General features: G+C 33.0%; 11 protein-coding genes and 1 pseudogene. All 12 read left to right on the forward strand.

Annotation, left to right across the window (positions count from 1 at the left end; translation table 11 throughout):
- The first annotated feature begins 169 nt into the window (after window positions 1-169).
- Entirely contained in the window at window positions 170-1,495 is a 1,326-nt protein-coding gene (locus tag BM212_RS10310; protein ID WP_072693725.1) for an IS3 family transposase, read from the forward strand.
- Window positions 1,496-1,538: 43 nt separating this feature from the next.
- Entirely contained in the window at window positions 1,539-1,928 is a 390-nt protein-coding gene (locus BM212_RS10315) for a PTS sugar transporter subunit IIA (RefSeq protein WP_091898436.1), read from the forward strand.
- Window positions 1,929-1,977: 49 nt separating this feature from the next.
- Window positions 1,978-2,874: a dihydrodipicolinate synthase family protein gene (locus tag BM212_RS10320; RefSeq protein ID WP_091898438.1), complete on the forward strand. Its 897-nt coding sequence runs from the start codon at window positions 1,978-1,980 to the stop codon at window positions 2,872-2,874.
- A gap of 103 nt (window positions 2,875-2,977) precedes the next feature.
- Window positions 2,978-3,580 (forward strand): annotated as a pseudogene (locus BM212_RS10325) (SIS domain-containing protein).
- A 1-nt stretch (window position 3,581) separates the two neighbouring features.
- A complete protein-coding gene (locus BM212_RS10330; protein ID WP_091898440.1) occupies window positions 3,582-4,235 on the forward strand; it encodes a beta/alpha barrel domain-containing protein in 654 nt (217 codons plus the stop codon).
- 394 nt (window positions 4,236-4,629) lie between these two features.
- Window positions 4,630-4,722 (forward strand): hypothetical protein, encoded by a 93-nt coding sequence (locus BM212_RS12995; protein WP_091898442.1) that lies wholly within the window; start codon window positions 4,630-4,632, stop codon window positions 4,720-4,722.
- Between the two features lie 1,588 nt (window positions 4,723-6,310).
- Window positions 6,311-6,811 (forward strand): DUF5412 family protein, encoded by a 501-nt coding sequence (locus BM212_RS10340; RefSeq protein WP_091898444.1) that lies wholly within the window; start codon window positions 6,311-6,313, stop codon window positions 6,809-6,811.
- 495 nt (window positions 6,812-7,306) lie between these two features.
- A complete protein-coding gene (locus BM212_RS10345; protein ID WP_177206436.1) occupies window positions 7,307-9,352 on the forward strand; it encodes a BglG family transcription antiterminator in 2,046 nt (681 codons plus the stop codon).
- 1 nt (window position 9,353) lies between these two features.
- Window positions 9,354-9,644, forward strand: coding sequence for a PTS sugar transporter subunit IIB (locus BM212_RS10350; protein WP_091898448.1), 291 nt, complete (start codon window positions 9,354-9,356; stop codon window positions 9,642-9,644).
- A gap of 23 nt (window positions 9,645-9,667) precedes the next feature.
- Window positions 9,668-11,026 carry a PTS ascorbate transporter subunit IIC gene (locus BM212_RS10355; RefSeq protein ID WP_091898450.1) on the forward strand — a complete coding sequence of 453 codons (1,359 nt, stop codon included), beginning with the start codon at window positions 9,668-9,670 and terminating at the stop codon, window positions 11,024-11,026.
- Window positions 11,027-11,049: 23 nt separating this feature from the next.
- Window positions 11,050-11,898 (forward strand): transketolase, encoded by an 849-nt coding sequence (locus BM212_RS10360; protein ID WP_091898454.1) that lies wholly within the window; start codon window positions 11,050-11,052, stop codon window positions 11,896-11,898.
- Window positions 11,898-12,851, forward strand: a complete 954-nt coding sequence (locus tag BM212_RS10365; protein ID WP_091898452.1) for a transketolase family protein — start codon at window positions 11,898-11,900, stop codon at window positions 12,849-12,851. Before BM212_RS10360 ends, BM212_RS10365 begins: the two co-directional genes overlap by 1 nt.
- Window positions 12,852-13,306: the final 455 nt, after the last annotated feature.

Genomic DNA, 13,306 nt, shown 5'->3' on the forward strand with positions numbered 1-13,306 from the left:
AATATAAAATGGACCCTATAGAATGGACACTAAAAAAAGTGCCCTCTATATGGTCTATTTTTGTATACTTATATAGAAAAATATAAGTATGGTTGATTTAAGATTATTCAGTCCATTAAAACCATATTCCACATTGACTGCACAACTACGTGCAGAAAGGAGCTACTAAATGTCAAAGTTAACATTTACACCAAAACAAATCCAATTTTTAAAGACAAACCCATATGTAAAAAATGTATCTGAAAAAAGCATTACTTATTCCGATGAATTCAAACGCCATTTTGTTTCAGAATCATTGGACTCAAAAACGGCAAAGCAAATATTTTCTGAAGCAGGATTTGATTTGGATATGCTTGGTGAAACTAGAGTAAAAGCATTCTCTAAGAAATGGCGAAAAAAATATCGGGATAATGGCGTTTTGGCGTTGAAAGACACTCGACAGGACCATTCGGGCAGAGTTCGAAAGACAGAACTAACATCTGAACAACAAATTGAAAAGTTACAAGCCAAAATCTCCTTACTAGAACAAGAAAATGAACTGTTAAAAAAATCAGAATGGAGCGAAAGGAGGCTAGAAAAAAACGAAAAGACTAGCGAAATCTTCGCAAGAATCCATAAAATGAAAACAGATGGTTCCTACACAGGAACCATTGTAGATGCATGTGATGTGTTGGAGGTTTCCCGTTCCGGTTACTACAATTATTTGAAGAGTTCAGGCACTAGGAATGTACGAGATGAAGAAGATCAGGCTTGGAGAACCAAAATTGAAAAAGCTTATAGTTATCGTGGTTACGAGAAAGGCTCTCGAAGCATTGTCATGTATTTCAAGAATATTCTGGGTATCACAGTCAATCGTAAAAAGGTACAGCGTTTGATGAGGAAATTTAATATTTTCTGCCCCATTCGTAAAGCGAATCCCTATAAAAGAATGGCAAAAGCTACCAAAGAACATCGCACTGTTGAAAACCAGCTGGAACGTCAATTTGATCAAGGGATAGCCCACAAAGTTCTATTAACAGATATTACTTACCTACCTGGAGCTGATGGTTTCCTGGGTTATTTATCAACCATTAAAGATGGTACGACGAAAGAAATTTTAGCTCATTATGTATCTGATAATCTAAAACTTGATATTTCGCTAAACACCGTAGATGCTTTAATGAGCGCTCACGGTGCAACGTTACATAAAGATGCTTTTATCCATTCAGATCAAGGCGTACATTACACTAGCCCTAAATTTCATAAGAAGTTGATAGAGAATCATTTAGGGCAGTCCATGTCCAGAAGAGGTAACTGTTGGGACAACGCCCCCCAAGAGTCATTCTTCGGACATTTGAAGGATGAAATGAACTATGAAAATTGTACGAACCTAGAAGAATTGCGAGCAACTGTGAGTGATTACATTGACTATTATAATAATGAACGTGGGCAATGGAACCTAAAAAAATTGCCCCCTGTTCATTACAGGGAACAATTTTTATCAGGTATTGCATAAGGTCTCTTTTTTTAAATGTCTTTGACATAGGGTCCATTTTAATATACTTGTAGCTAGTCATGGACATTTTGCTGAAGAGCTAGTGGCTTCTGCTGAAATGATTATAGGAAAAGTTGAGCGAGTAGAAGCTATCTCTTTATTACCAGAAATGTCATTTGATGATTTTCTGAAGACAGCTGAATCTATATTGAAACGGAATGATGGAAAAACAATAGCTTTAGTTGACTTGTTTGGGGGAACCCCTTCTAATGTACTAACGGCTCTAACAAAAAAATACAATCTTGAAGTAATTACGGGGGCTAGTCTGTGTATATTCATTGATCTTTACATGAAGGTTTCAGGGGAACAAGAAATAAATATTGAAGAATTAGTAGATGAAACTATTAAGATAGCTAATGAAGGAACTGTTCATACAAATAAGAAATTAGATTAAAAAGTGAATAATAGAGTGATTTTCTAATCGTTCTGAAAGGATGAAAAAAATGATTCAAGGAATGATAACCCCTATGGTCACACCTTTTTGTAGGGATAATAATCAAACAATAAATTATGAAGCTACCGATCAGTTAATAGATCGTTTAATTGATAAAGGTATAGATGGCTTATTCTTACTGGGTAGCAACGGAGAATTTCATGTTTTAACTGAAAATGAAAAACTGCAGTTTGTAGAACATGTAACAAAAAAGGTTAATAAAAGAGTACCTGTTTATGTGGGAACAGGTAGCTGTTCATTACATGAAAGCATTAGATTATCCAAAAAAATGGAATTGCTTGGAGTTGATGCACTTTCTGTTCTTGCTCCTTACTTCTTCGAACCTACTGAAGAAGAATTGTATTACTATTTTTCAAGTATTGCAAATAGTGTAGAGATACCAATCATTTTATATAATATTCCAAAAACAGTTGGATATAAACTATCACCTGAACTTGTTGAAAAACTTTCAAGTATTAAAAATGTGAGAGGTATCAAAGACAGTAGTGGTGATTTAGAATTATTTGAAAGCTATATAAATGCTACTAAGAATACTGATACTGTTGTATTAATAGGATCAGATTCTAAGATTGCACAAGCTTATGCGTTAGGTGCTAAAGGAGCTGTAGCAGGAACCAGTAATTTATTAACTGATCAATTAGTTGGCTTTAATCATGCTCTAAAGTACCACGAAGTAGATAAAATAAGTGGTTACCAGCAAGCGATTGAAGAGTTGAGAAAAATTTTGAAATTAGGAACTGTTCCTTCAGCCTTAAAACGGTCTATTGAATTAGCTGGAATCGCTGAGGTAGGCCCAGCAAGATATCCAACGTTAGAATTGTCAGAGGAAGCAGATAAAGAAATTCAAGAAATGTTGAAAAAAATAGGTATAAATAAAGAAAGTTAGAGTAGCATTTACTCAAAAAAAGAAATGGAAAACTAAAATGGTAACGCTCAAAAGTAAAAAAGCAACATAGAAACGCTCAAAAATAGAATGAAGGAGTAAAGAGATGCTACAGAAATTTATTGATACAGTTGATAGTGAAGTAAATAAATTACTTTATGATTCGCTTCCGGTTTCTGCCCTCAAGTATGCAGCTAAACTTATACAATCAGCAGAAAAAAATGGGAATAGAGTCCATGTTATGGGAATCGGAAAACCATCTTATGTTGCGGGGTATTGTGCTTCTTTATTATCTTCAACAGGAACTCCAACTTATAAATTAGATGGAACGGAAGCAGTCCACGGATCAAGTGGACAAGTCATTCCTGGAGATATCGTTATTGCTATTTCAAATAGTGGTGAAACAAAAGAATTACTTTATTCGGTTGAAACTGTGAAATCTAATGGAGCTAAAGTCATTGGTTTATCAAAAAACATTATGACTTCCTTAAGTCGTTTGTCGGAAGTTGCGCTAGTATCAGAGGTTATAGATGAAGGAGATGATTTAAACAAACCACCTCGGGCTTCAATATTAAATCAAATAATTGTTTTATAATGTTTGTCTGTATTATTACAAGAAGCAAAAGAACTAGATATGGGAAGTTATTTAAAATGGCATCCTGGAGGAACAATTGGAGAAACTAGAATAGGAAAAGGGGGAAGAGTATAAAATGAAAAAATTAGAAGTCACCAAGCGGTTATACGATATAGGTGCATTGGCTATAGTCCGTACGCAATCAATTGAGAGAGCAACCGAAATTGCTACGGGATGTATAAATGGGGGCGTTCCTGCAATGGAGCTTAGCTATACACTAAACAACGCAGGAGATATTATTAACCAGTTACAAGAACGCTTTGGAGAAACTCTTTGTATAGGAGCAGGTACAGTACTCGATTCAGAAACAGCGAGGCATGCGATCATGAGTGGAGCAGAGTTTATTATCGCTCCAAATTTCAATAAAGATGTTGCAAAAATGTGTAATCGATATCAAATCCCTTACGCACCGGGGTGTACAACTTTTACAGAAGCAATTGAAGCATTAAGTTATGGAGCAGCATTTATTAAAGCATTTCCAATATCCGATTTCTACGGTAGTAAATTATCTCAAGTTTTTAAAACACCATTTCCAGATATGCCAATACTAGCAAGTGGTGGTATTAATTTAGAAAATTTAAGTATTTGGATTGAACTCGGAACAGACATATGTGGTTTTGGATCCTTACTCACTAAAGGAACTACAGAAGAAATTACCCAAAACGCTAAAAAAATTCGAAACATTATTGATGAAAAAAGAAGTGAATGTGAAATACTTGAAATAGAATAATTTTATTGAATGTTTCGAATTTTGAAAAACAGATCGTTCTTCTTTAAATAATAAACTTGAAGCTTTGAATAAATCTTATGTAGCAGTAAAGTACGATTAAAAATATCACTAACCATGAACTGTATGTGTTCAGTACGATTAACTTAGGTTTATTTATTAATAGATATTTATCAAAAGGCATAAACTCTTATTCTTTTTAATAAGAGTTTATGCCTTTAATTTATAATTTACTAGTGATATTTAAAGTTATTATGCTATGGTTTAGTTAAACTATAAATATATTATATGACAAGAAAATATAGACACAGGTAATAAAGTATAGAAATATAAAAGTAATAATTCTTCCGTAAAAATTTCCAGTAGTAAACTGCCAGAAATTTAATATAGAACACATGTGCATTCATATGGTTGGCAAGCAACTGTTTGTAATATAAAGACATCAGATACAGTAGAAAAAGCAAAAAGATTGGAAGGCTTTACAATTTAATATTTAGAAGCTTGAATACAGTGGAGAAATATCCTGTTAGACTCGTACAGAGTCATATGAATGATTAAATAGGAAATCAAATAACCGAGTAAGTGGTACTCTCTTGGAGAGGCAAAACATCTGGAACATCTGAGTTTTACTTTAGAATAGAAGGTATTGAAATACAATTAATCAAAAAGGAAATACTCCTACTTGGATAATAAATAATATTTACAGAGATGAAAATAAGAAATATAAAGATAGCAAAGAAAAAGGAATAATCAAAGGCCCAAGGAATAAGATCTATAGTCTTCCGAACTATCAATAAGACCTAAATCCATGTTTATCACAGAGTCTTTGGCAATAAAATCTGGGATATAAACCTAGTAAGTAATAATAGAATTTATGATTGTTTTCAAGTTAAAAGAGAAATAATAGAATACATTAACACGAGTTCTTAAATGCTTCTTGTTCGTTTGCTTGATCAATTTCTCTTTCATAATAACTATTTCATTATTCGATTTGGTTTTCAGCTTGAATAAATTCAGTTCGCGGGTGTTTCTTCAATTAGGCAAATTTCAGACTATTCTCAGTTCGTTTTTGTATCTGTTTGTTTTGGTTCTGGATCAATCTGCATGTGGCCTTTGTTTTTACACAGTTAGATGAACTTTACCACATAAGAGCAGTTCATCACTTAACTCAATAAGTGATTATCACTCAGTTACCAGATAAGAGCAGCATATCAATCAACTCACTAAGAAATTATCATTCAGTTACCAGATAAGAGCAGTTCATCACTTAACTCAATAAGTGATTATCATTCAGTTACCAGATAAGAGCAGCATATTAATCAACTCAATAAGAGATCTCCACTCAGTTACTAGATAAAAGCAGCATATCAAGCAACTCACTAAGAGATTACCATTCAGTTAGCAGATATGAGCAGTTCCTCACACCATTCAGCTCATCTCAGTCAAGTTTCTATACTCAAGCAAAGTATCTATTTTTAGAGAAATTGGCATGCGTAATAATAAAGATAGAGACTGAGAGCAAACGAGATAGAAAGTAAAACGCCGTCAAATCAAAATTAAATCCTAGATTTGACGGTGTTTTTGATTTTCCGACACTTCAAATTTTTAGACAATGAAGACTTTTGTCGCAGCTGCATTTTTTTATGAAAAATAGTTAATAAGATAAGAGTGTTATTCTAAAGATCAGATCCATTTTTATCCTGTCAAATAGAGTCGTTATGAAGCGTCATCTGTTAAACTATTTTTCATTATTTCTTGTACCAGTTTCGGTTCTAGGTTAAGCTGTAAATGGTTAGGTAACTACAATTACGGTTACACAGGAAGTGTATTATTTAATCGAAGTACGCTGCTACTTGGTGGAGATGCTATTTCTTATTTGATCAATTGGAGACCGGATAGTTATGCAGCAAAGAGTGCAGTTGAAAAAGGATATTCTCATGCTAAAACTTATGAATAAATGATTTTTTAATAGTATTTTGTATATTTAATTTGAATAATTTAGTGCGGAAAGAGACTTTGATTCAAATATTCATTTTTAACACGGTAGATAACCAATTAATGTGGAGGAGTAAATCATAATGAATGATACATTATATCAGGTTTTATTCTTTATGTTTTTTATTATATCACTTACTACAATTATAACTTTTATTATTTTGGTAATAAGAATTATAATTTCACGTAGCAGGGGAAGATCATTACCTCAAAAACATCTTTTCTATTCTATTATTCTTTTAATGTTATCTCTTATTCTTGGTTACAATCAATATTTCAATTTGGAATACCTTCCTTCTGGGGTTTTGAATGCAACTATTACTTCTCCTAACGAAAAGTATGTGATAAAAACATATCATTTTGATGGAATTTATGGTGACAATGCAAAAGCTGTACTAATTAATTTAAGTAATGGCGATGAAAAAACAATCTATTTTAATCATTCTGATTACGATCCTAAGGTAGAATGGTTATCTGATGATAAGGTTAAAATAGGAGTAGAAAAGTTAAATATACACAAAGATACTTATGATTATAGATGGGATTTCGAATCATCTCGAACATTACCACCACAACGTTCTTAAAATAGTACAAAATTTATTATAAATAGATGGCGATAACACACGAGAATATCCGGCAAGAATTATTTTTAAGAAAAAGAATTTAAAAAGAAAATTTGACCACATCAATATGGTAACTGTAGTTAAGACACTTGAAAAAGAGTGTTTTCTCTACAGTTATTTTTTATATTTCAAATTAAGTGCACCGCTATGTCTAAAAATACTTCATAGGGAGTTTTCTAGTTTAGGCATTTCCTTGGTCTTAGTTGAGTTTGCGAATATATTGATCTACAAACTGATCGGTGACCGTATCCATAACTTTAGTTTAGGATAAATATTCTTTTAATAAACTGTTAGTATTTTCGTTAGTCTCTGGATGCAATTAAGCATATAGTCTAGGAAAATGATTAACTCAAGGAATTGAGCACAAATTTAAATGCTATGCTAAATTTATATTGGGCTCAATAAACATTTAAATAATAACGCTTTCATTTTATGATTAGTGCAAGGAGGAAGAACATGATTGATAATCGCTTGTTGGCACTCTTAGGAGTTTTAATTGAGATGCCAAAATTCTATTTAACTGAATTATCAATATTGCTAAATAGAGAAAGGAAGGAAATTGAAAGGGACATTCAGGAAATTAATCATTATCTGCAAAATAATGATTTTCCTCTAATCACTGTAAAAGAAAATTTGTATATTGTTCCGGAGATATTGATCAAAGAGTTTAATGCTCCAGAGAAGAAGTTAAAGCATACTCAAATTTATCTAAACGAAATCGAACGTCTGCAATTGATCTATTTAGTTACTTTTATTCGGAAAAGTGAGCTCTCTAACTTTCATTATCAGGAATTTCTACAAGTAAGTAAAAATACGGTTTTGACTGATATCAGAAAACTAAGAGAAGACTGCAGAACATTCGATTTAATCTTTTCTTATTCTAGAAAAAAAGGATATTTTATCCAAGGAAGTGAAATAAATAAACGAAAAATGGCGTTTGATATTATTACATCGTTACTGGAAGCATCTAATGGGAAATGGATCTTAAAATATTTAATGAGTTATTGGAATGAGGAAAGTGATGTAAAAGTAATAGTAGAAAAAATGAAAGAAGAGGCAGTGCAATATTCGATATCTTTAGTTGAAGATAGGTTAACAGAGATTGCCTATATGATTGTTTTAATAAAAATTCGAAATAAAAAGATAGAAGAAAATATGGAAAAATACACTGATAATATTTCTCAAACTTCCACGATATTTCAGTATTGTAAGAGTATTCTGACTTCAATAATCAATAAAGTTAATAAAGAAGAAGTTTATTTCTTAAGTAGCTTTCTTTTGAGTATTGCTGAAGGGAATAGTTGTACAGAAGAAAATAGTAAATTATATTCTGTTACAGAAAATGTTGTAAACACGATGGAAGCATTATCGCTTGTATCATTTCCGGCAAAAGAAACGCTGATAAAGTCTCTTTATATTCATTTAGTACCAGCTTATTATAGACTAATTTTTGGTTGGAATTTTAAAAATATATTGACTAATCAGATAAAAGAAGATAATCAGGAATTATTCGATATTGTAAGCCGAGCTTTGGAACCGTTAAGAAAGATTACAGGATCGGAGATTTCGGAAGATGAAATTGCTTATTTTGTCATACATTTTGGCGGACAGATAGAATCACAATTAAATTGCCGAAAACAATATCGTGCCATGATAGTATGTCCAAATGGTATTAGCTCCTCTTTGATATTGAAGTCAGAATTACAACAATTATTTCCAGAATTTATTTTCCTGCAAAAACATTCAGTAGCTGATTTTAAAAAAGCTACAGAGCAAGAATACGATATGGTCTTTTCTACCGTATATATTGATACAAAGAAACCAATCTATATCGTTCAACCAATAATAGATTCGTTAGCTAAAAATAGAATCATACAAAAAGTATCTAAAGACTTTATTATAGGAAACTATAGAATACCTAACGTGGATGATCTGTTAAAAATAATTAAGCGTAATGCGAGTATTCATAACGAAAAAAAGTTATATAAGGAACTATTTTCTTGCTTAATGTCACAAGAAAATAAACAAAAGGAGCAGTTACCTATGCTAGAAGATTTATTAACTGAAGAATATATCCAAATACAAACAAATGAAAAAATAGATAATTGGAAACAGGCGATCTCTTTGGCTTGTCAACCTTTAATCGACCATGGCAATATTGAAAACCGCTATATTGAAGCGATTTTTTCTAAATTAGAGGAGTATGGACCTTTCATAGATTTAGGACAAGGTGTTGCCATACCTCACGCTAGACCAGAAGATGGGGTCAATCATTTAGGAATGAGCTTTCTGAAATTAGAAAAACCCATTAATTTACTAAATGATGAAAATCATCAAGTTCAACTATTTATTACATTAGCTGCAATTGATAATGAAACCCATTTAAAAGCTTTGTCTAGGTTAACAAAAATTCTAAGTGATAAAAAGCAATTGAAACAATTGAAAGAAGCAACAAATGCAAAGGAAATAATAGAATTAATAAAAGAAAAAGGAGAGGAATAAAATGTTGAAAATTGGTACAGCTTGTGGTTCAGGATTAGGGTCGAGTTTCATGGTACAGATGAATATTGAGGATATTTTGAAAGAATTGGAGGTAGATATGTCGAAAGTAGAAGTTGAACACTATGATATGGGTTCCGTTACGCCAGAAGCCGCAGACGTTTGGTTTGTAGGAGCTGACCTTGCAGATGCTGCTAGTCATTTAGGGGATGTAAGAGTATTGAATAGCATCATTGATATGGATGAATTAAGAGAAAAAGTGACCGAATTAGCTAAAGAAAAAGCTTTAATCTAAAAAATAAAAAAGGAGTGTTTAAGATGAATGATATTTTACAGTTGATAATCGATATAGCCAGTACCCCTGCTTTGCTAGTTGCTTTAATAGCTGTTTTAGGATTGCTTTTACAAGGCAAGGGCACTTCAGATGTTGTAAAAGGTGGAGTGAAAACGTTTGTTGGTTTCTTAGTTTTAACAACAGGAGCGGGGGCAGTAGAACAATCTCTGATTCCATTTGGAGAAATGTTTCAACAAGCATTCAATATGCAAGGCGTAGTGCCAAATAATGAAGCAATTGTAGCGGTTGCTTTAAACGAATTTGGGACAACGACTGCCCTAATCATGTTACTTGGTATGGTATTTAATATTGTGATAGCCAGATTCACTAAATTTAAATATATCTTTTTAACAGGTCATCACACTCTTTATATGGCATGTATGATAGCTGTTATTTTAGCAGTTGTTGGGTTTAACACCGTACCATTAATTATATTGGGTGGAATTACTTTAGGGATTATAATGACACTTTCTCCAGCAATTGTTCAGCCCTATATGCGTCAGTTAACGGGTAAAGACCAAGTTGCTCTAGGTCACTTTAGTGCAGTTACCTATGCTTTAAGTGGGTTTATTGGCAGTAAAGTAGGGGATAAAACAAAATCTACAGAAGGTATCAACTTTCCAAAAGGTTTAGGATTCCTACGAGACTCTACGGTAAGTATTGCTATAACAATGGCAATCATATATCTCGTTGTTGCATTGTTTGCAGGTGGAGAATATATTACAGAAAACTTAAGTGATGGGGTAAATCACATTATGTTTGCGATTCAACAAGCAGGAACATTTGCTGCAGGTGTATTTGTGATTTTGGCTGGGGTGCGTTTGATTTTGGCTGAAATTGTACCTGCATTCAAAGGGATATCACAAAAATTAGTACCAAATGCTAAACCTGCTCTAGATTGTCCAGTAGTATTCCCGTATGCTCCAAATGCAGTATTGATTGGATTTTTTGCAAGTTTTGTAGGAGGAATCGTCAGCATGTTAGCAATGGTCGTTTTAGGTAGCGTTATTATCTTACCCGGTGTTGTCCCACATTTCTTCGTAGGAGCTACAGCTGGTGTAATGGGAAATGCTTCTGGTGGAATTAAGGGTAGTGTAATTGGAGCCTTTATAAATGGTATAGTTATTAGTTTATTACCAGCTTTATTATTGCCAGTTCTAGGAGATCTCGGTTTTGCTGGATCAACATTTTCTGATGGGGACTTTGCTGTTTCTGGATTGTTCTTAGGAATACTTGGACAATACGGAGGCCAAATAGCAGTAATCGTAGGAATTATTGCGATTATAGCTATGATGTTTGGATTAACAATATTTTCAAAAGATAAAGAAAACTTGGAAAGTTAACTTAATAAGGGGATGAAAATGTGATGATTCAAGTTGGAAATATTGATTTAGATCTGTTTGCAAAAAAGATACGGTACTATACTCTAAAGCAGTTCACTTTGATGGGATTCGGTCATTATGGTGGAAGTTTATCAATTGTGGAAACATTAGCGGTATTGTATGGAAAACATCTAAACGCCAGTCCTGAGATTAGAGATGATTTAAATCGAGATTATTTTGTTCTTTCTAAAGGACATGCAGGTCCTGCATTATATGCTACTTTATATTTGAAAGGGTATTTTACTGAAGAATGGTTAGGCACTCTAAACAAAAATGGTACGAAACTTCCTTCTCATCCTGATAGAAATCTAATACCTGGTGTTGATATGACTACAGGATCTCTTGGTCAAGGAATATCCGCAGCTACAGGTATTGCATTAGGGAATAAAATAGCTAAAAGAGAAAACTATACCTTTTGTATAGTCGGTGATGGAGAGCTGAATGAAGGACAGGCTTGGGAAGCAATACAGATGGCTTCACATAATAAATTAGATAAATTAATAATCTTTGTTGATGATAATAAAATGCAATTAGACGGCCCAACATTAGAAATAAATAATCCACTTGATTTTGTAAAGAAATTTCAAGCTTTTGGATATTTTTCTAAACGTATTGATGGTTCTTCAGTAACGGAAATATCTGAAGCAGTTGTATGGGCTAAAGCTAATCATGACAAACCTACGGCGATTATTTTAGATACTATAAAGGGTCAAGGGATACCAATTATTGAAGAAATGGGGAATAATCACCATATAAGACCTGATAAAGCGACAAATAATGAAATAATAAAAGTCATGAATATTTTAGGTAAAGAAATTGAGGTGAACGGCTGATGACTTACTTTCCAAAAAAAGAAGTAATAGAGATGCGGAGTGTTTATGCAAATACTTTAATAGAGTTAGCCGAGAATGATGAGAAGGTAATTGCTCTGGAAGCAGATTTATCGAGTGCCATCACAACAGATAAAATTAAAAATCAGTTGAAGAATCAGTATGTGAATTTAGGTATTATGGAAGCAGAAATGATTGGAACTGCAGCTGGCTTATCAGTTACTGGATTTAAGCCATTTGTTCATACATTTGCTAACTTTGCATCAAGGCGAGTTTATGACCAGGTATTTGTCTCATTAGCATATGCTCAACTTAATGCAGTAATATTAGGCTCTGATGCAGGTGTAACAGCTGAACATAATGGCGGTACCCATATGCCTTTTGAAGATTTAGCCTTGATGCGGATCATTCCGAATAATAAAGTTTATGAAGCGAGTGATTCAACTTTATTACGTTATTTACTTCATAAAGGCTACAAAGATGATGGACTGACTTACATTCGAACAATTAGAAAAAATGCAATTAAGTTATATAAAGAGGAGGAGACCTTTGAAACGGGCTCAAAATTATTAAGAGAAGGTAATGATGTAGCCATTCTTGCTTCAGGGATAATGGTATCAGATGCACTTGAAGCGGCAGAAGAATTATCAAAAGAAGGTATTGAAACAATGGTAATTGATATGTATCAGATCAAGCCAATTGATCAAAAAGCAATTTTAAAAGCTGCACAAACGGGAGCCATTGTTACCGCAGAAAATCATAACGTAATAGGTGGATTGGGTAGTGCTGTGGCTGAAGTTTTAGCAGAAGAAGCACCGACACATCACTACCGAGTAGGTGTTAGAGAAAAATTTGGTCAAGTTGGAACGATGGATTGGTTAAAAGAAGACTATCTAATTACTGTAAATGAAATAGTGACGCAAGCTAAGAAACTTTTATTAAAGAAAAATAAGTAATAATTCAATAAAAAAATAAGCAGAATCCTATTTTGATAAGGATTCTGCTTTAATATTATGAAGGAGAGAGGCTAATATGTTTTTGGATTCTGGAGATATTAGAAAATATAAAGGTTACCTGAATAATTCATAGCTCTGTAATTAAGCCTGTTTTCTTGAACAGATTATTTGTTTTTGAAAAAATTAGCGACTTTTTCATTAAACAATGTGTCTTTGGACTTGATTTCTACTGAATCAATCTCTTAAGGATTTTCTTAAGTGTTTAAGGGCATACTTCTCCCTTGAAAGTGAAGGATTGAAAATTTTTTTGCATTTAAGGGTCTAAATCCATTGCCTGGATTGCCTTAGGCGCTCAAAAACCTTATAAAATTCAGCTTGATATACATGGTAACTCGACAGTTTGAGATAAGCTTGTCTCCCTGTTTGAACGAGTTTACCGGCAACTTTAAGTAATC

Source organism: Marinilactibacillus piezotolerans (genome assembly GCF_900114235.1).
GTDB lineage: Bacteria > Bacillota > Bacilli > Lactobacillales > Carnobacteriaceae_A > Marinilactibacillus > Marinilactibacillus piezotolerans.